At 68.7% G+C, this 21,534-nt stretch carries 28 protein-coding genes; 14 read left to right on the top strand and 14 right to left on the bottom strand.

Annotated elements, in window-relative coordinates:
• Positions 1 to 65: 65 nt before the first annotated feature.
• From ureC to ACRDNQ_RS03150, 8 genes are read right to left on the bottom strand one after another with little or no spacing between them, the layout of a single operon-like run.
• On the bottom strand, positions 66 to 1,775 hold the full coding sequence (gene ureC, locus ACRDNQ_RS03185; protein WP_431827178.1) for an urease subunit alpha: 1,710 nt from the start codon (positions 1,773 to 1,775) through the stop codon (positions 66 to 68).
• Positions 1,776 to 1,827: 52 nt separating this feature from the next.
• Positions 1,828 to 2,040 carry a hypothetical protein gene (locus ACRDNQ_RS03180; RefSeq protein WP_431827177.1) on the bottom strand — a complete coding sequence of 71 codons (213 nt, stop codon included), beginning with the start codon at positions 2,038 to 2,040 and terminating at the stop codon, positions 1,828 to 1,830.
• A gap of 12 nt (positions 2,041 to 2,052) precedes the next feature.
• Entirely contained in the window at positions 2,053 to 2,391 is a 339-nt protein-coding gene (locus tag ACRDNQ_RS03175) for an antifreeze protein (protein ID WP_431827176.1), read from the bottom strand.
• Positions 2,391 to 2,696 carry an urease subunit beta gene (locus tag ACRDNQ_RS03170; RefSeq protein ID WP_431827175.1) on the bottom strand — a complete coding sequence of 102 codons (306 nt, stop codon included), beginning with the start codon at positions 2,694 to 2,696 and terminating at the stop codon, positions 2,391 to 2,393. The genes ACRDNQ_RS03175 and ACRDNQ_RS03170 overlap by 1 nt, the downstream gene beginning before the upstream one ends.
• Entirely contained in the window at positions 2,693 to 2,857 is a 165-nt protein-coding gene (locus tag ACRDNQ_RS03165; protein ID WP_431827174.1) for a hypothetical protein, read from the bottom strand. The genes ACRDNQ_RS03170 and ACRDNQ_RS03165 overlap by 4 nt, the downstream gene beginning before the upstream one ends.
• Positions 2,858 to 2,862: 5 nt before the next feature.
• A complete protein-coding gene (locus tag ACRDNQ_RS03160) occupies positions 2,863 to 3,165 on the bottom strand; it encodes a hypothetical protein (RefSeq protein ID WP_431827173.1) in 303 nt (100 codons plus the stop codon).
• Between the two features lie 18 nt (positions 3,166 to 3,183).
• Positions 3,184 to 3,486, bottom strand: coding sequence for an urease subunit gamma (locus ACRDNQ_RS03155; RefSeq protein ID WP_431827172.1), 303 nt, complete (start codon positions 3,484 to 3,486; stop codon positions 3,184 to 3,186).
• Positions 3,487 to 3,496: 10 nt separating this feature from the next.
• The gene (locus ACRDNQ_RS03150) at positions 3,497 to 4,312 is read right to left on the bottom strand and encodes an urease accessory protein UreD (protein ID WP_431827171.1); all 816 of its coding nucleotides are present in this window, start codon (positions 4,310 to 4,312) and stop codon (positions 3,497 to 3,499) included.
• Positions 4,313 to 4,465: 153 nt separating this feature from the next.
• Between ACRDNQ_RS03150 and pyrC the strand changes: the two genes are divergently transcribed.
• The 10 genes from pyrC to ACRDNQ_RS03100 all read left to right on the top strand — a co-directional run bounded on the left by pyrC (position 4,466) and on the right by ACRDNQ_RS03100 (position 14,809).
• Positions 4,466 to 5,506 carry a dihydroorotase gene (gene pyrC / locus ACRDNQ_RS03145; protein WP_431827170.1) on the top strand — a complete coding sequence of 347 codons (1,041 nt, stop codon included), beginning with the start codon at positions 4,466 to 4,468 and terminating at the stop codon, positions 5,504 to 5,506.
• A 52-nt stretch (positions 5,507 to 5,558) separates the two neighbouring features.
• Positions 5,559 to 6,239 carry an orotate phosphoribosyltransferase gene (locus ACRDNQ_RS03140; protein ID WP_431827169.1) on the top strand — a complete coding sequence of 227 codons (681 nt, stop codon included), beginning with the start codon at positions 5,559 to 5,561 and terminating at the stop codon, positions 6,237 to 6,239.
• A gap of 258 nt (positions 6,240 to 6,497) precedes the next feature.
• On the top strand, positions 6,498 to 7,988 hold the full coding sequence (locus ACRDNQ_RS03135; protein ID WP_431827168.1) for a replicative DNA helicase: 1,491 nt from the start codon (positions 6,498 to 6,500) through the stop codon (positions 7,986 to 7,988).
• Between the two features lie 37 nt (positions 7,989 to 8,025).
• The gene (locus ACRDNQ_RS03130; RefSeq protein WP_431827167.1) at positions 8,026 to 8,595 is read left to right on the top strand and encodes a hypothetical protein; all 570 of its coding nucleotides are present in this window, start codon (positions 8,026 to 8,028) and stop codon (positions 8,593 to 8,595) included.
• A gap of 122 nt (positions 8,596 to 8,717) precedes the next feature.
• Positions 8,718 to 10,196: an amidophosphoribosyltransferase gene (gene purF / locus ACRDNQ_RS03125; protein WP_431827166.1), complete on the top strand. Its 1,479-nt coding sequence runs from the start codon at positions 8,718 to 8,720 to the stop codon at positions 10,194 to 10,196.
• Between the two features lie 120 nt (positions 10,197 to 10,316).
• Positions 10,317 to 11,213: a YghX family hydrolase gene (gene yghX, locus ACRDNQ_RS03120; protein WP_431827165.1), complete on the top strand. Its 897-nt coding sequence runs from the start codon at positions 10,317 to 10,319 to the stop codon at positions 11,211 to 11,213.
• Between the two features lie 223 nt (positions 11,214 to 11,436).
• Positions 11,437 to 12,099 carry an SDR family NAD(P)-dependent oxidoreductase gene (locus ACRDNQ_RS03115; RefSeq protein WP_431827164.1) on the top strand — a complete coding sequence of 221 codons (663 nt, stop codon included), beginning with the start codon at positions 11,437 to 11,439 and terminating at the stop codon, positions 12,097 to 12,099.
• Between the two features lie 67 nt (positions 12,100 to 12,166).
• Positions 12,167 to 12,952, top strand: a complete 786-nt coding sequence (surE, locus tag ACRDNQ_RS03110; protein ID WP_431827163.1) for a 5'/3'-nucleotidase SurE — start codon at positions 12,167 to 12,169, stop codon at positions 12,950 to 12,952.
• Positions 12,952 to 13,590 (top strand): protein-L-isoaspartate(D-aspartate) O-methyltransferase, encoded by a 639-nt coding sequence (locus ACRDNQ_RS03105; protein WP_431827162.1) that lies wholly within the window; start codon positions 12,952 to 12,954, stop codon positions 13,588 to 13,590. Before surE ends, ACRDNQ_RS03105 begins: the two co-directional genes overlap by 1 nt.
• A 61-nt stretch (positions 13,591 to 13,651) precedes the next feature.
• The gene (locus ACRDNQ_RS03100; RefSeq protein ID WP_431827161.1) at positions 13,652 to 14,809 is read left to right on the top strand and encodes a LysM peptidoglycan-binding domain-containing protein; all 1,158 of its coding nucleotides are present in this window, start codon (positions 13,652 to 13,654) and stop codon (positions 14,807 to 14,809) included.
• Between the two features lie 4 nt (positions 14,810 to 14,813).
• Here ACRDNQ_RS03100 and ACRDNQ_RS03095 read toward each other — a convergent pair whose 3' ends face one another.
• The 4 genes from ACRDNQ_RS03095 to ACRDNQ_RS03080 are packed head-to-tail and all read right to left on the bottom strand — an operon-like array spanning position 14,814 to position 17,357.
• Positions 14,814 to 15,614, bottom strand: a complete 801-nt coding sequence (locus ACRDNQ_RS03095; RefSeq protein WP_431827841.1) for an ATP-binding protein — start codon at positions 15,612 to 15,614, stop codon at positions 14,814 to 14,816.
• A gap of 41 nt (positions 15,615 to 15,655) precedes the next feature.
• Positions 15,656 to 16,546, bottom strand: coding sequence for a twin-arginine translocase subunit TatC (tatC, locus tag ACRDNQ_RS03090; protein ID WP_431827160.1), 891 nt, complete (start codon positions 16,544 to 16,546; stop codon positions 15,656 to 15,658).
• A complete protein-coding gene (gene tatB, locus ACRDNQ_RS03085) occupies positions 16,543 to 17,115 on the bottom strand; it encodes a Sec-independent protein translocase protein TatB (protein WP_431827159.1) in 573 nt (190 codons plus the stop codon). Before tatB ends, tatC begins: the two co-directional genes overlap by 4 nt.
• Before the next feature lie 26 nt (positions 17,116 to 17,141).
• A complete protein-coding gene (locus ACRDNQ_RS03080; protein ID WP_431827158.1) occupies positions 17,142 to 17,357 on the bottom strand; it encodes a twin-arginine translocase TatA/TatE family subunit in 216 nt (71 codons plus the stop codon).
• A gap of 211 nt (positions 17,358 to 17,568) precedes the next feature.
• On the opposite strand from ACRDNQ_RS03080, the gene ACRDNQ_RS03075 reads away from it, so the two are divergent.
• Positions 17,569 to 17,922, top strand: a complete 354-nt coding sequence (locus ACRDNQ_RS03075) for an antibiotic biosynthesis monooxygenase family protein (protein ID WP_431827157.1) — start codon at positions 17,569 to 17,571, stop codon at positions 17,920 to 17,922.
• A 4-nt stretch (positions 17,923 to 17,926) separates the two neighbouring features.
• Positions 17,927 to 18,610: a helix-turn-helix transcriptional regulator gene (locus ACRDNQ_RS03070; protein ID WP_431827840.1), complete on the top strand. Its 684-nt coding sequence runs from the start codon at positions 17,927 to 17,929 to the stop codon at positions 18,608 to 18,610.
• On the opposite strand, the gene ACRDNQ_RS03065 is transcribed toward ACRDNQ_RS03070, so the two are convergent.
• Complete coding sequence (locus ACRDNQ_RS03065; RefSeq protein ID WP_431827156.1) at positions 18,580 to 19,182, bottom strand: LysE family translocator; 603 nt, start codon at positions 19,180 to 19,182, stop codon at positions 18,580 to 18,582. The two genes, ACRDNQ_RS03070 and ACRDNQ_RS03065, sit on opposite strands and share 31 nt — an antisense overlap.
• Positions 19,183 to 19,254: 72 nt before the next feature.
• Between ACRDNQ_RS03065 and ACRDNQ_RS03060 the strand changes: the two genes are divergently transcribed.
• Together ACRDNQ_RS03060 and ACRDNQ_RS03055 are read left to right on the top strand one after the other, a co-directional pair.
• Positions 19,255 to 19,707, top strand: coding sequence for an Lrp/AsnC family transcriptional regulator (locus ACRDNQ_RS03060; RefSeq protein ID WP_431827155.1), 453 nt, complete (start codon positions 19,255 to 19,257; stop codon positions 19,705 to 19,707).
• Between the two features lie 142 nt (positions 19,708 to 19,849).
• On the top strand, positions 19,850 to 20,221 hold the full coding sequence (locus ACRDNQ_RS03055) for a phage holin family protein (protein WP_431827154.1): 372 nt from the start codon (positions 19,850 to 19,852) through the stop codon (positions 20,219 to 20,221).
• On the opposite strand, the gene ACRDNQ_RS03050 is transcribed toward ACRDNQ_RS03055, so the two are convergent.
• The gene (locus ACRDNQ_RS03050; RefSeq protein WP_431827153.1) at positions 20,196 to 21,332 is read right to left on the bottom strand and encodes an ABC transporter ATP-binding protein; all 1,137 of its coding nucleotides are present in this window, start codon (positions 21,330 to 21,332) and stop codon (positions 20,196 to 20,198) included. The genes ACRDNQ_RS03055 and ACRDNQ_RS03050 overlap by 26 nt on opposite strands.
• Between the last annotated feature and the right edge of the window lie 202 nt (positions 21,333 to 21,534).

Below are 21,534 nucleotides of genomic sequence, written 5' to 3'. Positions count from 1 at the left end.
GCTTTCTGCATAGCAGCGAAGCGCAATCGCCGGCCTATTGCCCAAAATCCGGACAGGTTGAGAACTCAGAACAGGAAGTAGCGTTGCGCCATGGGCAGGACCTTCGCCGGCTCGCAGGTCAGCAGTTCGCCGTCGGCGCGCACCTCGTAGGTTTCGGGATGCACTTCGACTGTCGGCCGGGCGCTGTTGTGGATCATCGCCGATTTGCCGATGCCCCGCGTGCCGCTGACCGCGACCGTGTCCTTGGCCAGCCCATAGCGCCCCTTCACGTCGGCCGCGAGCGCCGCCTGGCTGACGAAGGTGACGGCGGACCGTTCGACCGCCCGCCCGAAGGCGCCGAACATCGGCCGCGAATGCACCGGTTGCGGGGTCGGGATGCTGGCGTTCGGGTCGCCCATCTGCGCCATCGCGATCGTGCCGCCGATCAGCACCATGTCCGGCTTCACCCCGAAGAAGGCGGGGGTCCACAGGACAAGATCGGCCCGCTTGCCCACCTCGACCGAACCGATATGCGCCGAGATCCCGTGCACGATCGCGGGGTTGATCGTGTACTTGGCGACGTAGCGCTTGACGCGAAAGTTGTCGTTCTCGCCCGTCTCCTCGGCCAGGCGTCCGCGCTGAAGCTTCATCTTGTGGGCGGTCTGCCAGGTGCGGATGATGACCTCGCCCACCCGTCCCATGGCCTGGCTGTCCGACGCCATGACGCTGAATGCCCCCATGTCGTGCAGGATGTCCTCGGCGGCGATGGTTTCCTTGCGGATGCGGCTTTCGGCGAAGGCCACGTCCTCGGGGATCGCCTTGTCGAGGTGGTGGCACACCATCAGCATGTCGAGATGCTCTTCCAGCGTGTTCACCGTGTAGGGCATCGTCGGGTTGGTCGAGGACGGCAGGACGTTCTCGTAGCCCACGACCTTCATGATGTCGGGCGCGTGCCCGCCCCCTGCCCCTTCGGTGTGAAAGGCGTGGATCGTCCGGCCCTTCATGGCGGCCAGCGTGTTCTCGACGAAGCCCGACTCGTTCAGCGTGTCGGTGTGGATCATCACCTGCACATCCATGTCGTCGGCCACGCTCAGGCAGCAGTCGATGGCGCCGGGCGTCGTGCCCCAGTCCTCGTGCAGCTTCATGGCGCTGGCGCCGGCCTCGATCATCTCGACCAGTGCCTCGGGGCGGCTGGCGTTGCCCTTGCCGGCGAAGGCCAGGTTCATCGGAAAGGCGTCGGCGGCCTGAAGCATCCGCGCGATGTGCCAGGGCCCGGGCGTGCAGGTCGTGGCCAGCGTGCCGTGCGCGGGGCCCGTCCCGCCGCCCAGCATCGTGGTCAGCCCAGAATGCAGCGCGTCGTCGATCTGCTGGGGGCAGATGAAGTGGATATGCGCGTCCATCCCGCCCGCGGTCAGGATGCGCCCCTCGCCCGCGATCGCCTCGGTCCCCGGACCCACGATGATGGTCACGCCGGGCTGGGTGTCGGGGTTGCCGGCCTTGCCGATGCCGACGATCCGCCCGTCGCGCAGTCCGACATCGGCCTTGTAGATGCCGGAGTGATCGACGATCAGCGCGTTGGTGATGACGGTGTCCACCGCGCCGCCGGCCCGCGTCACCTGGCTTTGCCCCATGCCGTCGCGGATCACCTTGCCGCCGCCGAACTTCACCTCTTCGCCATAGGTGGTCAGGTCGCGCTCGACCTCGATGACCAGGTCGGTGTCGGCAAGACGCACCCGATCCCCGGTGGTGGGGCCGTACATGTCGGCATAGGCAGCGCGGGAGATGCGGGTGGGCATGGGCGAAAACCTCGGGCGTCAGGGAAACTCGGGCGTCTGGAAAGGTCGGGCGTCAGGACGACAGGGCGCGGGCGGGCATGGATCGGGCAGCGGCGGTGCCTGCGGCCGGCCCGCGCCATCCCACGCCGACCCCGACCCGCGGCAGATAGGGGTTCATCAGGCAGGCGGCCTCGTAGATCTGTCGCGACAACTCGATCTGCAGAACGGCCAGATCGCTCCAGTAGCGGACGGGATTGGTGAAGGCGTCAGCGGGATTGGGAAACATCGGTCGGTCCTTTCACGTCCATGATCGCGGCGCGGCCCGTCGGGGACCGCCCCGCGCAAGGCGCCGCGAGTTGGCGCGGGTCTTGCGGCGCACCGGCTTCAGGGCCGCGCCCGCGATCAGATGCGGCGCCTTTCCCGCAAAGGCGGCGCGCCCGGCCGCCTCGGCCGCGCGGGCATAGGCCACGGGCTTTTCCGTGACCATGCGAAGCGTCTCGGAGGGGGTCACCGTCCAGACGCCCGCCAGTCCCATCAGCCGCATGGCGATCACCGCCTGCGCTTCGGTCAGCATGACCGAGGTCTGCCACCCCAGAAGCCACCAGTCGACGGGGTCGGACTTGGGGCGGCCGAACATCACAAATCCCCCATGACGGCCTGGTTGAAGCCGAACACGCGCCGGTCGCCGCCATAGGGCACAAGCTGCACCTCGCGGGTCTGTCCCGGCTCGAACCGCACGGCGGTGCCGGCGGCGATGTCAAGGCGCATGCCGCGCGCCGCGGCCCGGTCGAAGTCGAGGGCCGCGTTCGTCTCGGCGAAGTGATAGTGACTGCCGACCTGCACCGGCCGGTCGCCGGTGTTCGACACCGTCAGCCTGATCGCTTCGCGCCCGGCGTTCAGTTCGATGTCGCCCGGCGCGGGCATCACCTCGCCGGGGATCATTTGCGCATCCGGGCCACGGCCAGCGCCGCCGCGACGCCGATCACCGGCAGCGCCAGGAAAAGCCACGCGGCGTCGATCCCGTGGGGGTGCAGATGCGCGCCCTCGTGGGCCAGCGCCGGGGCCGCGGCGAAGAGCGGGGCAAGGATGGAAAGGGCTTTCAAGCGGGTCACTCCTTTTCGGGGTCGGAACCATAGTCGGGGGCGCGGCGCTTTTGCACGCGCGCGACGATGCGGGGGGCGAAGACGCCGATCGCGCCGCCAAGGGCCACGCCGAAGGCCGTGCCCTCGCCCAGGATCGCGGCCAGGATCGCCGCGGCCACAAGGCACAGCGCGAAGCTGAACAAGCGCAGCTCCATCGGCGTCAGCGGCGCGTCGGCCAGTAGCACGCTTTCCAGCGCGTTCTTGATGTGGGTCTCGGCATAGGGTGCGCCGGCGCCGGCGGCGATGCCAAGGATCAGGTCTGCGAACATGGGGCTCCTCCTTCCCTGTCAGCGGATCGGGTGATGCACGGTCACAAGCTTCGTGCCATCTGGGAACGTCGCCTCGACCTGCACGTCGTGGATCATCTCGGGCACGCCCTCCATGCACATCTCGCGGGTCACGACATGGGCGCCGGCCTCCATCAGGTCGGCGACCGAACGGCCGTCGCGGGCGCCTTCCACGACGAAGTCGGTGATCAGCGCGATGGCTTCCGGGTGATTCAGCCTGACGCCGCGCTGCAGGCGGCCGCGCGCCACCATGGCGGCGAGGCTGACGAGAAGCTTGTCCTTTTCGCGCGGGGTCAGGTTCATCCTTGGCCTTTCAGACTTGCCAGACGCGCGGCAGGGCGCGTCCGCGGAGGGTTGTCAGGACCCGGGCGACGCGCTGACGCACGGACTGGGCGTCGGCGCCCATCATCCGCACGATCAGACGCCCGTCCCAGGCGGTGGCGGCGGCGCCGGGACCGTCGCCCAGCGCCCGGCGCACCGGGCCCAGGGCATCGGGCGCATCGGCCGCGACAAGCGCCACGAAGGCCAGCACCCGCGCGCCGTCAAGGCCCGCGCCGCCGCAGCGGGCGGCGATCCGCGCCGAGGTCAGTTCCAACGGCTCGAGCAGGACGGGGCGACCGTCGCGCGTGACGCGCCGGCGATCGGCGAGCCACAGTTCGCCCACGGCCTCGCCCATCGCGGCGCGGCCCAGCACAAGCGTCTCGCACAGCAGGCAGGCCGCGTCGCCTTCAAGCGCGATCTCGGTCCGCCGGTCGATCGCGGCCCCGTCGAAAAGGATCGTCTCCTGCGGCAGCCAGTGCAACACGCCGCCCGCGCCGACGCGGGCGGTCACCGCGATCTCGCCCGGGGCGCTGCCCGCGCTGGCGCGATAGGCGCGCTCGGCGGTCTGGGTGGTGGCGGTCGCCCGCAGCCCCGGAGCCACGTCGATCCGGTAGTCCAGCCGGTCGCCCCCCGTGACCCCGCCCGCGGTGTTGAGGAAGACGACCTCGGGCTCGGGGCCGTGGCAGCGTGGCAGAAAGGCCTTGGCGCAGCCCTGCTGGTAGAGCCGCGTCACGCGCCCTGCGGACGACAGCGCCACCTCGGCCTGGCCGCGGCTTCTTTGCATCGCGATGGGGGCGGTGTCGAGCATTCGGGCGGTCCCTTGATCGGCGTTCAGACTATCGCCCGCGGTCGGGGGCGCAATGACGGGCGGCCGCTTTGACGGCCTTCGGCAGGTCATTGCCTGATTTTTGGGCAGTGCCCCGCCCTTCCCCCGCGCGCAGGCTTGCGCTAAGCGATCGCCATGAGCCACAGGTTGACGCTCCGCCGCCCCGACGACTGGCACCTGCACCTGCGCGACGGCGCGGTGCTGGCCGCCGTGCTGCCCGAAAGCGCGCGCCACTTCGCCCGCGCCATCGTCATGCCGAATCTCGTGCCGCCGGTCGTGACCGGCGCGCAGGCCTCGGCCTATCGCCAGCGCATCCGCGCGGCGCTGCCGATGGGCATGGACTTCACGCCGCTGATGACGCTGTACCTGACCGAGACCACCGACCCCAAGGACGTGAAGGCGGCCGCGAAGGTCGGCACCATCACGGCGGTCAAGCTTTACCCCGCCGGGGCCACCACGAACTCGGCCTCGGGCGTGCGCGACTTCGACAGGGTGCGCGGCGTGCTCGAGACCATGGCCGAGATCGGCCTGCCGCTGTGCGTCCACGGCGAGGTGACGGATGCCGACATCGACATCTTCGACCGCGAGGCGGTGTTCATCGACCGCGTGCTTGACCCGATCCGCCGCCGCACGCCGGGCCTGCGCGTGGTGATGGAGCACATCACCACCCGCGACGGGGTCGACTACGTGACATCCGGCGGCGCCGACATCGCCGGGACGATCACGATGCATCACCTGATCCTCAACCGCAACCACATCCTGGTGGGCGGGATCCGGCCGCATTATTACTGCCTGCCAGTGGCCAAGCGCGAGGAGCATCGCCTGGCGCTGCGCGCGGCGGCGACCTCGGGCGATCCGTCGTTCTTTCTTGGCACCGACAGCGCGCCCCATGTCGATGCGCTGAAGGAATCGGCCTGTGGCTGCGCGGGCTGTTTCACGGCGACGAACACGCTGTCGATCCTGGCCCATGTCTTCGAGGAGGAGGGGGCGCTTGACCGGCTCGAGGCTTTCACCTCGCTCAACGGACCGGCCTTCTACCGCCTGCCGCCGAACGCCGACTCGATCACGCTGACGAAGGGCGATCCGGTGGCCTATCCGGCCAAGATCGCCACCGCCGACGGGCCCATCACCGTCTTCGATCCGGGCTTTCCCCTGCTCTGGCGGGTCGCGGAGTGACGGAGTTCGCCTTCGGCGAGGATATTTGACCCAAGAAGAAGGACCCAAGCCGATGCTGCCCACGGGATTTCCCGACAAGACCGAGATCGCGCGGCTTTCGGCCTCGATGCTGTGGGAAGTCGGCGCGGTCCACTTCCGCCCGCACGACCCCTTCACGCTGGCCTCGGGCCTGCCGTCGCCCACCTATATCGATTGCCGCAAGCTGATCAGCTTTCCCCGCGTCCGCGCGACACTGATGGACTTCCTGACCGTGACCGTGATGCGCGAGGCCGGGTTCGAGGCCTTCACCAACGTGGCGGGCGGCGAGACGGCGGGCATTCCCTTCGCTGCCATGGTGGCCGAGCGGCTGTCGTTGCCGATGACCTATGTGCGCAAGAAGCCCAAGGGCTATGGCCGCAACGCCCGGATCGAGGGCGTGATGGGCGACGGCGACCGGGTGCTTCTGGTGGAGGATCTGACGACGGACGGCGGCTCGAAGCTGAGCTTCGTCGACGCCATCCGCGAGACCGGCGCGACCTGCGCGCATACCGCTGTCATCTTCTATTACGGGATCTTCCCGGAGACCGAGACGACGCTGGGCGCGCATGGCGTCCGGCTGCACAGCCTGTGCACCTGGTGGGACGTGCTGGCCGAGGCGCGGCGGCGCGGCGCCTTCGACGCCGGCACCCTGGCCGAGGTCGAGGCCTTCCTGAACGATCCCCGCGCCTGGCAGGAGGCCCGCGCGGGCGCCTGAGGGTGGCCTGAGGGTGGCCTGAGGGTGGCCTGAGGGTGGCCTGTGGGTGGCCTGTGGGTGACCGGGGATAAGCCTTGAGCGAATCGCGCGCCCGTCCGATATTCGGGGGATACCCAGCGTTCAGGCCCAAGATCTGGGCCCCGGAGGCGGCTGGCCGACTTGTCTACAGGGTTATCCCGGCAGTCCTCCACCGAGATTTACACGTTTCCCGCGGGCGCGACTGAGGGTAGTGATGCCGATCAACAGGCAGGGACAGGCATGAGCGAGATACGGGCCATCGGCATCAGCCGGAGCGACGATGAGGGCGTCGAGGCGTTGCCGCACAATATCGAGGCCGAGCAGCAACTGCTGGGCGCGATCCTGACGAACAACGACATCTACGACAGGATCGCGTCCGTCATCGACGAACGCCATTTCTTCGATCCGGTCCATGCCCGCATCTACGAGGTGGCCGCGGCGCGGATCGCCAAGAACGCGCTGGCCTCGCCGGTGACGCTGAAGGCCTTTCTCGAGGACGATCCGGGCCTGAAGGAACTGGGCGGGCCGTCCTATCTTGCGCGCCTGGCGGGATCGGCGATCTCGTCCTTCGCGGCGCGCGACTATGCGCAGATGATCCACGACCTTGCGATCCGCCGCGCGTTGATCGGACTTGGCCGCGACATTTCCGCGAAGGCCGCGCGCGTCGCCGTGGAAAGCGAGCCGAAGGAGCAGATCGTCGAGGCCGAGCAGGCGCTTTACAAGCTGGGCGAGGCCGGGCAGTCGGGCCAGGGTTTCCAGTCGTTTCTCAAGGCGGTCACCGACGCGGTGAACATGGCCAACGCCGCCTACCAGCGCGACGGCGGGCTTGCGGGCATCTCGACCGGGCTTGTCGATCTCGACAAGAAGCTGGGCGGGCTGCACAAGTCGGACCTGCTGATCCTTGCCGGCCGGCCGTCGATGGGCAAGACGTCGCTGGCCACCAACATCGCCTTCAACATCGCCAAGACCTATCGCCGCGGGCGGCGGCCCGACGGGTCCGAGGGCGCGGTGGGCGGCGGCGTCGTGGGGTTCTTCAGCCTCGAGATGTCGGCCGAACAGCTGGCCGCGCGGATCCTGTCGGAGGCGGCCGAGGTGCCGTCCGAACAGATCCGCCGCGGCGACATGACCGAGGGCGAGTTCCGCCGCTTCGTCGAGGCCGCGAAGGCGCTCGAGGCCTGTCCGCTGTTCATCGACGACACCCCCGCGCTGCCGATCAGCCAGCTGGCCGCCCGCGCGCGCCGGCTCAAGCGCGAGCACGGGCTCGACGTTCTGATCGTCGACTACCTTCAGCTTGTCCGCCCGGCCACGGCCAAGGACAGCCGGGTGAACGAGGTGTCCGAGATCACCCAGGGCCTGAAGGCCATCGCCAAGGAACTCGACATTCCCGTGGTCGCCCTGTCGCAGCTGTCGCGGCAGGTGGAATCGCGCGAGGACAAGCGCCCGCAGCTGTCGGACCTGCGCGAGTCGGGCTCGATCGAGCAGGACGCGGACGTGGTGATGTTCGTCTTCCGCGAAGAGTACTACAAGGAACGCGAAAAGCCCGGCGACCACGATCTCGAGGCCATGGCGAAATGGCAGGAAGAGATGGAGCGGCTTCACGGCCGGGCGGAAGTGATCATCGGCAAGCAGCGCCACGGGCCGATCGGCACCGTCGAGCTGAGCTTCGAGGGCCGCTTCACCCGCTTCGGAAACCTGGCCAAGGCCTGGCAACAGGGCGCGGGCGAGTTCTGAGCCGGTCCGAACACCGGACGCAACAGGGAGACCAGACATGACACTTCGAATCCTGGCCGCAGCCGCGATGGCGCTGCTTCTTGCCGCCTGCGACATGATGCCGGGCGGCGACGTCACCTCGGCCGAGCGCGACGCCACCTTCACCACCGTCGGCACCGTGCGCGAGGTCGACCGCGCGAACCGCCGCGTCGTGCTGCGCATCGAGGGGCGGACGCTGACGCTGCGCGCGAACGAAGCCGTGCCCGCCTTCGACATCGTCGAGCCCGGCGACCGGGTGCGCGTCACCTACACCGAGGCGGTGGCGGTCGACATGGCCCTGCCCAGCGACACCGGCGAACGTCAGGTGACGGCGGCCGAAGGAGTCTTCGTCGACAACGGCACGGTGGGCCGGGCTGCCGCGGGCGTGATGTCGGGGGTCTATGAAGTCGTGTCCTACGACCAGCGCACGAACAAGGCCACGCTGATCACGCCCGAGGGCGAGACGGTCGTCGTCGAAGTCGCGCGCGAGCTGCGCGCCTTCGCGCGCGCCCGGGTTCCGGGCGACCGCGTCCTGATCACCTATGCGATCGGCACGGCCATCGCGCTGGAACTGGCCGAGGCGGGCTGATCACGGACCGGCGAGGGTCAGACGGCGACGCATGCGCGCGGTGTGATCCTTTCGTGACACGGGCGGCGGTTCCCGCTAAGCAGAAGCCGCTGCCCGCTGACGGATTCGGAGCGCCCGCGCGAATGGCCGACCTGCCCCCCGCCCAACCCTACTACGCCCACCCCTTCGACGACGACAAGCTGCGCGAGGAGTGCGGCGTGTTCGGCGTGATCGGCGTGGTGGATGCCGCGAACTTCGTGGCCCTTGGTCTGCACGCGCTTCAGCATCGCGGACAGGAAGCCGGCGGCATCGTGAGCCACGATCCCGCCACCGGCTTCCAGTCGGCCCGCCGCTTCGGCTATGTGCGCGACAACTTCACCTCGGCCCGACTGATGGAAACGCTGCCCGGCCCGCTGGCCATCGGGCATGTGCGCTATTCCACCGCCGGGTCGAAGGGCAACACCCAGATCCGCGACGTCCAGCCCTTCTTCGGCGAATTCTCGATGGGGGGCGCGGCCATCGCGCACAACGGCAATATCACCAATGCCGTGGCGCTTCGGCGCGAACTGATCGACCGCGGGTCGATCTTCCAGTCCTCGTCGGACACCGAATGCATCATCCACCTGATGGCGCGTTCGCTTCAGCGGACCGTGCCCGAACGGATGAAGGACGCGTTGCGCCGCGTCGAAGGGGCCTATTCCATCGTCGCGATGACGCGCACCAAGCTCATCGGCGTGCGCGACCCCCTGGGCGTGCGGCCGCTTGTGCTTGGCCGGTTGGGCGACGGCTGGGTGCTGTCGTCCGAGACCTGCGCGCTTGACATCATCGGGGCCGAGTTCGTGCGTGAGGTCGAGCCCGGCGAAATGGTCGTGATCGAGGACGGCAAGCTTGCCTCGCACCACCCGTTCGAGCGCGCCAAGCCCCGCTTCTGCATCTTCGAGCACGTCTATTTCTCGCGTCCCGACTCGATTCTTGGCGGGCACTCGGTCTACGAGACGCGCGAACGCATCGGCATCGAACTGGCGCGCGAGGCCCCGGCCGAGGCCGACATCGTCTGCCCGGTGCCTGACTCGGGCACGCCCGCGGCCATCGGCTTTGCCCGGGAAAGCGGCATCCCCTACGGGATGGGGATCATCCGCAACCAGTATGTCGGGCGCACCTTCATCGAACCGACCGAGCAGATCCGCAACATGGGCGTCCGGCTGAAGCTGAACGTCAACCGCGCGCTGATCCGGGGCAAGCGGGTGGTGCTTGTGGACGACTCGGTCGTGCGCGGCACCACGAGCCGCAAGATCAAGGAGATGATCCTGGATGCCGGCGCGAAAGAGGTGCATTTCCGCATCGCCTCGCCACCCACGGCCTGGCCCTGCTTCTATGGCGTCGACACCCCGCAGCGCGAAAAGCTTCTGGCCGCGACCATGAGCGAGGACGAAATGCGCAGCCATCTTGGCGTCGACTCGCTGCGGTTCATCACGCTTGACGGGCTTTACCGCGCGGTGGGCGAAGCCGCCGGCCGCGATCCGAAGGCCCCGCGCTATTGCGATGCCTGCTTTTCGGGCGAATACCCGGTGGCGCCCTCGGACATGATCGAACAGGGCTTCACGCTGAAGGCGGCCGAGTAAGCCGACCGCCCGCGGGCGGTGGTCCGCGCCGGCGCGCGCATCACGCGATCGTGGGCTGACCCTTTGGCGCCCGGGGCTACCCTTCTTGATTGACCTGAAGGCCCCTGATGGAGATCCGCCATGACGACCCCGCCCCGCAAGAAAGCCAGCGACTTCGACCCCCGCATCCTCGAGATCTTCGACGGCTACGTGCACGGGAAGATGTCGAAGCGCGACTTCATCGCCAAGGCCGGGCGCTATGCCGCCGCGGGCGTCACGGGGGCAATGATCCTTGAACAGCTGGCGCCGAACTACGCGCTGGCCCAACAGGTCGCCCCCGACGATCCGGCGATCGAGACGATGGTCGCCGAATACGACAGCCCGGAAGGCCACGGCACGATCCGAGGACTGATGGCCCGACCCGCGGGCGCCGAGGGCCCCCTGCCCGCGGTCCTCGTCATCCACGAGAACCGCGGCCTGAACCCCTATATCGAGGATGTGGTCCGGCGCACCGCCAAGGCGGGCTACCTCGCCTTCGGTCCCGACGGGCTCACGCCGCTGGGCGGCTATCCCGGCAATGACGACCAGGGGCGCGAGATGCAGGGCCAACTTGACGGCGCAAAGCTGATGGCAGATTTCTTCGCCGCCTTCGAGTTCCTGCGCGATCACGACGGCTCGACCGGGCGGGTCGGCTGCGTCGGCTTCTGCTATGGCGGCGGGGTCTGCAACGCGCTTGCCGTGGCCTATCCCGACCTTGCCGCCTCGGTCCCGTTCTATGGCCGCCAGCCCGAGGTCGCGGATGTGCCCCGGATCGAGGCACCTCTTCTGATCCACTACGCCGGGCTGGACGACCGCATCAACGCCGGCGCCGAAGCCTATGCCGAGGCGCTGCGCGCCAACGGCAAGACCTTCACCGAATACGTCTATCCCGGCGTGAACCACGGCTTTCACAACGACACGACACCCCGCTACGACGAGGCCGCCGCGACCCTTGCCTGGGACCGGACGCTTGCCTTCTTCGCCGAGCGTCTGGGCTGACCTCGACGGTCACGCGGTCGCGTGACATGAAAACCCGCCGTCGCCGCCCCACCTGAGATGCAGGGCCGCACAGGCCCTGGAGGGAGCGGCCCGAGAGGGTCTGGCCGCGCCCCGGGTGTGAAGCCTTCGGGCGGGGCCGCGGCGTGGTGTCCCGCCCGAACCACGAGGGCAGCGCGCAAATTCCGATTGACCTTGCCCGGCCGCGCCCTCATCACCCCGCCCCATGACACAGACCGCACCACGCATCGCATTGATCACCGGGGCCTCGCGCGGGCTGGGCGCCGCGCTGGCGGAAGCCCTGGCGCCCACGCATCACATCGTCGCCGTGGCGCGCACCACGGGCGCGCTGGAAGAAGTCGACGACCGCGTGAAGGCGGCCGGCGGCAGCGCCACGCTCGCCCCGATGGACATCACCGTGCCCGAGGCGATGGCGACGCTCTGCCGGGGCATCCACGACCGCTGGGGGCATGTCGACCTCTGGGCCCATACCGCGATCCACGCCGCCCCGCTGTCGCCCCTTGCGCACATCGACGCCAAGGACTGGGCCAAAAGCCTCGACGTCAACGTCACCGCCGCGCAGCGCCTGATCGCCTATGTCGAGCCGCTGCTGCGTGCGGCCGAGGCCGGGCGGGCGGTGTTCTTCGACGACCCCCGCGCAGGCCAGAAGTTCTTTGGCGCCTATGGCGCGACGAAGGCCGCGCAGATGGCCCTGGCGCGCAGCTGGCAGGCCGAGGGCGCCTCGATCGGCCCGCGCGTCGACGTGCTGTCCCCTGCCCCCATGGCCACGGCGCTGCGCGCCCGCTTCTTCCCCGGCGAGGATCGCGCCACCCTGACCCCGCCCCTGGACGAGGCGCGCCGGCTTCTGACCGAGGCCGGGCTGGTCTGAAGGCCACGCGCTTGCCGCGCGCGGCCGCCTCGCTTAAGCAGGGTCAAAACAACGGGCCGGGCAGCGCATGCGCATTCTCATCACCAATGACGACGGCATCAACGCGCCGGGGCTGATCACCCTCGAGGCGATCGCCGCCGAGATCGCGGGCCCAGACGGCGAGGTCTGGACCGTCGCGCCCGCCTTCGAGCAGTCGGGCGTGGCCCATTGCATCAACTACACCCACCCCACCATGCTGGCCGAGATCGCGCCGCACCGCTTCGCCGCCGAAGGCTCGCCCGCGGACTGCATCCTTGCCGGCATCCACGAGGTGCTGAAGGACCGCCGGCCCGACCTGATCCTGTCGGGCGTGAACCGCGGCAACAACGCCGCCGAGAACGTGCTGTACTCGGGCACCGTCGGCGGCGCGATGGAAGGCGCGCTTCAGGGCATCCGCTCGATCGCGCTGAGCCAGTTCTTCGGCCCGGGCAACGCCAATCTCGACGATCCCTTCGAAGCCGCCGCCGCCACCGGTGTGGCCACCGTGCGCGCGCTTCTCGACCGGGCGATCTGGGATGACGCAGACTACCGGCTGTTCTACAACGTCAACTTCCCGCCGGTCCCCGCCGACCAGGTCAAGGGGCTGAAGGTCGCCGCCATGGGCTGGCGCAAGGAAACCGACTTCGGGGTCGAGCCGCACATCTCGCCGTCCGGGCGGATGTTCCTGTGGGTCACGGGCGGGCCGCAGCACCTGCCGACCGCGCCGGGCACCGACGTGGCGGTGAACCTTGACGGCTACACCTCGATCACGCCCCTGCGCGCGGACCTGACCGCGCACGACACGCTCGACACCCTGCGGAGCCGCCTCGAGTGATGGACGACGCGGAACGCAAGATGCAGTTCCTCTTCAAGTTGCGCTCGCACGGCGTCACCGACAAGCGCGTGCTCGAGGCGATGGAACGGATCGACCGCCGCGCCTTCGTGCGGGGCCTGTTCGCCGACCGCGCCTATGACGACACGCCCTTGCCCATCACCTGCGGTCAGACGATCAGCCAGCCGTCGGTCGTGGGCCTGATGACCCAGGCGCTGAACGTGCAGCCGCGCGACAAGGTGCTCGAGGTCGGAACGGGCTCGGGCTATCAGGCGGCGGTGCTCAGCCTGCTGGCGCGGCGCGTCTATACCGTCGATCGCCACCGGCGGCTGGTGTCCGAGGCGCAAGAGGTCTTCGCTGCCCTCGGCCTGACGAACATCACCGCGCTGACCGCCGATGGAAGCCGGGGCCTTCCCGACCAGGCACCCTTCGACCGCATCCTCGTCACGGCCGCGGCCGAGGACCCGCCGGGGCCCTTATTGGCAGAACTCCGCACAGGCGGTATCATGGTCGTGCCGGTCGGGCAGTCGGACGCGGTGCAGCGGCTTATCAAGGTCACCCGCACCGAGACAGGCTATGACTATGATGAGCTTCGCCCGGTGCGTTTCGTGCCCCTCGTCGAGGGGCTGGGTCAGGACTGACCCATCCGTGTAGTGAAAGGCCCCGGCGACAAGGGGCGAAATGACCTGAGGATTGCGAGCAATGGCGGCAGCAGCCCGACTTTCCCGAAAACTCCTCGCCGGCGCGTCGATGCTGGCGCTGGTGGCCTGTGGCGAGACGCTTTCGGATTTCGACTTCGACATGCGCGGCAGCGGCGGGTCGGGCGCGGACACGTCCGACGCGGCGCGCAACCAGACCGCCGCGCGCCCCGCGCCCGACAACCGGGGCGTCATCTCTTACCCGAACTACCAGGTCGCGGTGGCCAACCGCGACGACACGGTGGTGACCGTCGCCAACCGCGTGGGCGTGCCGGCGGCGGAACTCGCGCGTCTCAACGGCCTGCCGGTGGACGCACCGCTGCGCGCCGGCGAAGTGCTGGTGCTGCCCGGGCGCGTGTCCGAGCCTTCGGCCGCCACCGGCGCGATCACGACGGGCCCGATCACTCCGGGCTCGGTCGATATCACGACGCTCGCCGGCGGCGCCATCGACCGCGCCGACGGTCAGGGCATCTCGACCTCGACGCTGTCCTCGGGCGAGGAACCGGTGCGCCACCAGGTGCAGCCGGGCGAGACCGCCTTCACCATCGCGCGCCGCTACAACGTCTCGGTCGAGGCGCTGGCCGACTGGAACGGCCTTGGCAACGACTATGCCGTGCGCGAGGGCCAGTACCTTCTGATCCCCGTGGTCATCGGGTCGCCCAGCGCGCAGACCACGACCGTTCCCGGCCAGGGCAGCGTCGCACCCGAGCCGCCCTCGTCGGCAACCCCTCTGCCGCCCGAAAGCCCGACCCCCGCACCGGTGCCGACCCCGCCACCCGCCAACCTCGAGCCCGAGCGGACCGAGGTGTCGTCGGCGCAGTTCCAGATGCCGGTCGCCGGCAGCATCGTGCGCGACTTCGACGCCGACAACTTCACCGGCATCGGCATCTCGGCGGCCGCTGGCGCGCCAGTCTCGGCCGCCGATGACGGGACGGTGATGCTGATCACGCGGGACACCAACCAGAACGCGATCCTGGTGATCCGCCACGAGGGCGATCTTCTGTCGGTCTATTCGGGCATCGACGACATCGCCGTCGCGCGCGGCGACAGCGTCTCGCGCGGGCAGAAGGTCGCGGTGGTGAAGGCGGGCGATCCAAGTTCGCTCTTCTTCCAGGTCCGCAAGGGCAACGAAACCTTCGACCCGCTTCCCTATCTGCAATAAGGGCTTACGGCGCGATCTTCGCGCCGCGCCGCCCCGCCAGATCGGTGAAATACTGCCAGGCCACGCGGCCCGAGCGTGCGCCGCGCGTGGCCTGCCACTCGATCGCCTCGGCGCGCAGCGTCGCGTCGTCGATCGCCACCCCGTAGGCGTCGCAATAGCCCCGGATCATGGCGAGGTATTCGTCCTGGCTGCAGGGGTGGAAGCCCAGCCACAGCCCGAAGCGGTCGGACAGCGACACCTTCTCCTCGACCGCCTCAGAGGGGTTGATCGCGCTTGAACGCTCGTTCTCGATCATGTCACGCGGCATCAGGTGGCGCCGGTTCGAAGTGGCGTAGAAGACCACGTTGTCGGGCCGCCCCTCGATCCCGCCGTCAAGCACGGCCTTCAGCGACTTGTAATGCTGATCGTCGTGGCTGAACGACAGGTCGTCGCAGAACAGAAGGAACCGCGCATCGGCCGCGCGCAGCAGGTTCAGAAGGCGTCCGATCGACGGCAGATCCTCGCGCTGGACCTCGACGATCTTCAGTGCCAGCCCCTGTGCCAGAACTTCGGCATGCACAGCCTTGACCAGGCTTGATTTTCCCATCCCGCGCGAGCCCCAGAGAAGGGCGTTGTTGGCCGGCAGGCCGCGCGCGAACTGAAGCGTGTTGGCCAGAAGCGTATCGCGCGCCCGGTCGATCCCCAGAAGAAGCGGCAGGGCCACCCGGTTCACCCGCGCCACGGGATCAAGCCGGTCGGGCGAGACATGCCAGACGAAGGCGTCGGCCGCGTCGAAATCGGGCGCGGCCAAGGGCGCGGGCGCCATCCGCTCGAGCGCGGCGGCGATGCGGTCAAGCGCGGCGTCGCTCACGTCTTGGCGCCCTCGTCCCCGCCGGCGCCAAGGTCGTAGAGATCCTCGTCCTCGTCCAGGACGCCCTCACGCCGCAGTTCTTCGACGCGCTTGCGCTCGACCCGCTTCACAAGCTGGATCGAGATTTCGTAAAGGCCATAGACCACCGCGAACAGGATGAGCTGGGTAATGACGTCGGGCGGGGTGACGACGGCGGCCAGCACCAGGATCGCGACCACGGCATACTTGCGGACATCGGCCAGACCCCGGGCGGTCACAAGCCCGGCCTTGCCCATCAGCGTGAGCAGCACAGGCAGCTGGAAACACATCCCGAAGGCCACGATGAACTTGGTGGTCAGCGCAAGGTAGGCCTGCGCCGAGCCCTGGAAGACCACGCTGAGCGGCGGCGCGGCCTGCGCGTCGGGCACCACGGCCTCGCCCTCGGCGCCGAACTGCTGGAAGCCAAGGAAGAAGTCGTAGGCCAGGGGCGTGACCACGTAGAAGGCGAAGGACGCGCCCAGCAGGAACATGAAGGGCGAGGCGACCATGAAGGGCAGGAAGGCGTTCTTTTCAGACCGGTAGAGCCCGGGCGCCACGAACCGCCACAGCTGGTAGCTGATAAACGGGAAGGCCAGAATGAAGCCGCCCAGCATCGAGATGCGGATCGCCACGAAGAAGCCTTCCTGCGGACTGATGAAGATCAGGTCGCAGTCCTGGCCAAGGTCGGCCAGCGCCGAACAAAGCGGCGCGGTCAGGAAGTTGAAGATGGGCTGGGCGATGGTGAAGCAGATCAGGATGCCCACGACGAAGGCCAGCACCGACTTGATCAGGCGCGAGCGCAGCTCGGCCAGATGCTCGATCAGCGGGGCAGAGGTATCGTCGATCTGGTCCGAGTCGGTGTCGCTCACGCGCCCCCCTCCTTCGCGGCGGTCTTGGACGCGGCTGCGGGCTTGGCCGTGGCGGTAGGCTTGGCCGTGGCGGCAGGCTTGGAGGCGGCCGCGGTCTTGGCCTTGGCGGCGGGCTTCGGCGCAGCGGCGGCCTTGGCCGTAGCGGCGGTCTTGGGCGCAGCGGCTGTCTTAGGCGCGGACCCGGGTGCGGGCGCTTCGGCCGGCTCTGGCGTCACGGGGGTGGCCGCGCCGTCGGCCCCGGCCTTGGCCGTGGTCTTCGAGGCAGCGCTCATGCGCGAGGCGGCGCTCTTGCTGGGGTCCCACTTGTCGAACTTGTCGGCGGCATCCTTCAGCGCGTCTAGGCCCATCTTGCGGGGATTGGTCATCCCCTTCAGGTCCTTGGTCGCCTCGCGAATGCCGGACTCGTCGGCGGCCTCTTCCATCGCGCGCTGAAAGTCACGCGCCATGCGGCGCGCCTTGGCGGTGAACTTGCCAAGTGCCCGGAACATGCCGGGCAGGTCCTTCGGCCCCACGACGATCAGCGCTACGACGCCGATCACCAGAAGCTCGCTCCAGCCGATGTCGAACATGAAATGACGCCTTCAGCGCGACCCGATCAGGCCTTGTCCTTCTCGCCCTCGGGCGTGACGTCACGGGCGACCTCGGCGGCCTGATCCTCGATCTCCTTCTTGCCGTCGTCGACGCCCTTCTTGAAGGCGGTGATGCCCTTGCCGACCTCGCCCATCAGCGACGAGATCTTGCCGCGCCCGAACAGGACAAGCACGACGATGGCGATCAGCAGAAGGCCCGGAAGGCCGATGTTGTTCAGCATGGGGGATCTCCCTTGCGGCAGGCGCACGGGCGGCCTGCGATGAAAACGACTTCCGCCTTCTAGGACCTTGGCCGGGCGGGGGGAAGGGCCAAGGCAGCGGGCGCACGCCCAATTGACCGACCGGGCCCGGGGGCCTATCTCAACTGACAGGTTCGTGTCAGTTGGGGGTCGCTAGACAGGGCGTATCGCAACCCGAATCGGAGAAATGACCATGACTCACCCCATCGCCGCGCCCGTAGACGAGCCCGTAACCGAGCCCGTAACCGAGTCAGTGGCCGAGATCGTCACCTTCCGCCTTGCCCCCGGCACGTCCGAGGCCGCCTTCCTTCAGGCCGCGCGCGGCACCGTCCCCTTCGTCAAGGCCGCGCCCGGCTTCGTCGCGCGCCGCCTCAGCCGCCTGGACGACGGGACCTGGACCGACCATGTCGTCTGGGCCTCGATGGACCAGGCCATGGCGGCAGCCGAGGCGCTGATGGCCGAGCCGGCCGCCGCGCCCTTCCTGCAGGCGATCGACATGGCCAGCGTCACCATGCGCCACGAGGCGATCCTTCTGGAGATGGAGTGACCTTCTGCGCCGCACCGACCGCCTTTTCGAGCTGATCCAGATCCTTCGGGACGGAATGCTGCACCGCGCCGCCGACATGGCGGCGCGGCTCGAAGTGTCGGTGCGCACGGTCTATCGCGACATGGACACGCTCGTGGCCTCGGGCATCCCGGTCGAGGGCGAGCGCGGCGTGGGCTACATGATGACGGCCCCCGTCACGCTGCCCCCGCTGAACCTGACCATGGCCGAGCTTGAGGCGCTGCACCTTGGCATGGCGGTGGTGGCCGAGGCCGCCGACGACGACCTGCGGAAGGCGGCGCGGTCGCTGTCGGCCAAGATCGACGCGGTCCTGCCCGAAGACCGCGCCGCCCCGCGCGAGGGCTGGGGCTTCGCGGTCTATCCCTTTGCCGATGCCGCGGCGGGATTTGCCCACATGCCCAAGATCCGCGCCGCGATCCGGTCGCGCCAGAAGCTGCGACTGGCCTACCGGGCCCTTGACGACACGCCGTCACGGCGCACGGTGCGGCCCTTGCAGCTGGAATACTGGGGCCGGGTCTGGACCCTGACCGCCTGGTGCGAGGCGCGCGAGGATTTCCGCGTCTTCCGCGTCGACCGGATCGAGACGCTCGACATCCTGCCCGAGTTGTTCGTGGACGAACCCGGGCGAACGCTGGCCGACTACATGGCCGGGCTTCCAAGCAGGGGATAGAGCGAGGCGACCAGCAGCGCCGCCATCGTCAGGTTGAAGGCGCGCAGCCGCGCGGGGCTGGTCAGCACGCGCCGCATCTGCACCCCGAGCCAGGCCCAGGAGCCGACGCTTGGCAGGTTGACCGCCCCGAAAACCGCCGCGACCGTCAGAACGGCGGCAACGGTCTGGCCGGGCGCATAGACCGTGACCGCCGTCAGCGCCATCGCCCAGGCCTTTGGATTGACCCACTGGAAGGCGGCGGCCTGCAGGAAGGTCATCGGCCGCCCTGCCCCGGCGCCGCCTTCGGGCGCGGCGGCGTTCGCGATCTTCCAGGCGAGCAAAAGCAGGTAAAGAACGCATCCGATCTTCAGCAAGGTGAACAGCCAGGGGAGCGCCGCGAAGACCTGCACCAGCCCCAGCCCGACAAGCGCCGCCATTACGACAAAGCCCAGTGCCACGCCCAGCATGTGCGGCAACGTGCGGCGCAGGCCGAAATTGGCGCCCGAGGCCATCAGCATCAGGTTGTTCGGCCCCGGCGTGACCGAAGTGACGAAGGCGAAGGCGACAAGCGCGGGAAGCAGGGTCATATCCATTTCGCAAGGATCGCCGGAATCAGACGGCATTTCCTTGCAATTCCCTTCCCAAACCGGAAAAGATCACAATCAATGACGAAGATCGACGCGATCAACGACCGGATATTGCGCGAACTGTCCCGCGACGGACGCATCGCCAACACCGAGCTTGCCGATCGGGTGGGTCTGTCGCCCTCGGCCTGTCTGCGGCGCGTCCAGGACCTCGAGCGATCGGGCATCATCACCGGCTACCGCGCGGTGCTGAACCGCGCGGCCCTTGGCGGCGGCTTCACCGCCTATGTCGCGGTGGGACTCAACGCGCACACCAAGGCCGCGCAAGAGGCGTTCGAACGGGCGATGTCGGCCGCACCCGAGGTGCGCGAATGCCACAATGTCACCGGCGCCATCGAATACATGCTGCGCGTCGAGGTCGCCGACATCGCCGCCTACAAGCGATTCCACGCCGAAACGCTGGGCACGCTGCCGCAGGTCCATGCGATCACCTCCTACGTGGTGATGGGCTCGCCCAAGGACGAGCGGGCCTGAGCCGCCTGCCCGACGCACGGGCCATCCCGCTTGGGCGCCCTCCCTGACCCTCGGCCTTGTCACGGCCTTTCGCCAAACCTCTTTGAAGGTCGCCGGCGAAGCGTTAGAAAGGCTTACGCATTTTCTCAGGGGGACCCCGCCTATGCAGACTGTGATCTCGGCCCTGCTCTATCTGGCCGCAAATGCCGTCGGGTTGCTGATTGCCAAGCTCGTCATTCCGGGATTCCAGATCGACTTCTTGTCGTTCCTTCTGGTGGTCGTGGTCTTCTCGGTGATCCTCGCGGTCCTGACGCCGCTGATCCGGAAGTTCTCCGAGAAGAAGGCGACGCCCCTGATGGGCGGGATCGCCCTTGTGTCGATCGCCGTGTGCCTGTTCCTGACGAACCTGATCATGGCCGGCATGGACATGGGCGGCGTCACCAACTGGATCGCGGCCTCGGTCCTTGTCTGGCTGGGCAGCGTGATCGCGACCCTGGCGCTTCCCCGCCTTATCGGACAGACGGGGAAGTCCTGACCGCCGCCGCCCGTTCCGCGGACGTCGGCTTTCGCGGGAAGACGAAGCAGCGCCCGCGCCGGATCATCAGCCAGAGCGGCGTGCCGGGCTTCGGCAGGAAGACCGACGGGACCGACGCCTTCAGGATCGAGCCGTCGTAATCCATGCGGAACTCGACAAGGCTTTCGTGGCCCATGTAGCGCGCGCGCTGCACCACGCCGCGCGCCGGGATGCCGTCTTCGGGCGTCGGCAGGGGGCCTTTGCCCTGCCGGTCGAAGTCGATGCGCAGATGCTGCGGGCGGATCACGATCTCGACCTCGGTGCCGTCGGGAACGCCGGGTGCCAGGAACTGGCCGAAGGGCGTATCGGTCAGCGCGCCGCGCACCGTTCCCCGGATCACGTTGATGTCGCTGAAGAAGGCGGCGGCGGCCTTGTCGACGGGCGCATTGTAGACGTTGTAGGGCGCGCCCACCTGCACGATCCGCCCGCCGCGCATCAGCGCGATCTGGTCGGACATGCGCATCGCCTCTTCGGGTTCGTGCGTCACCAGGACGACCGCGGCGCCTTCTTCCTTCAGGATCGACAGCGTCTCGTCGCGGATGCCGTCGCGCAGGCGGTTGTCGAGGCCCGAGAACGGTTCGTCCATCAGCATGACCTTGGGCCGCGGCGCGACCGCGCGGGCCAGCGCGACGCGCTGCTGTTCGCCCCCCGACAACTCGTGCGGGAAGGCGTCGATGAAGCGCGCCATGTGCACCCGCTCGAGCAACTCGGCCACGCGCGCGCGCTTGGCCTCTTTCGTGCCGGTCAGACCGAAGGCCACGTTGTCGGCCACCGACAGGTGCGGAAACAACGCGAAGTCCTGGAACATCAGCCCGATGCCGCGCGCCTCGGGTGGCATGTGCACGGCCGCACCGTCCGAGATCAGCCTGCCATCGACAAGGATGCGCCCGCTGTCCTGCCGCTCGACCCCCGCAATGATCCGAAGCGTGGTGGACTTGCCGCAGCCAGACGGGCCCAGCAGGCTGACCACCTGCCCCGGCAGAACCCGCAACGAGACGTCATGCACCACGTCCCGCCCGCCATAGGCGCGCGAGATGTGCTCAAGCTCCAGTCGTGGCGTGATGGTCGTCACCCGGCCCTGCCCCAAATCCGACCGAATGGCTCGGTTATTCCTGCGCAATAGCAACGCCACGGGTCCGCCGCAACCCCGCGCCCCGGATCGGCGCCCCGGATCGGCGCCCGGGCAGGTTCGGAACTGGCGCCCGACCGGCCGACTGTGCCATGCTGGCCCGGCGCGAACGTCCCCGGGCGATGGCCCGGGTCCAGACCGATGA

This window comes from Saliniferula longa (assembly GCF_050789285.1).
Lineage (GTDB): Bacteria > Pseudomonadota > Alphaproteobacteria > Rhodobacterales > Rhodobacteraceae > CAVPWP01.
The sequence above is the reverse complement of the archived record's forward strand: the minus strand, read 5'-3'. Positions and strand labels throughout refer to the sequence as shown.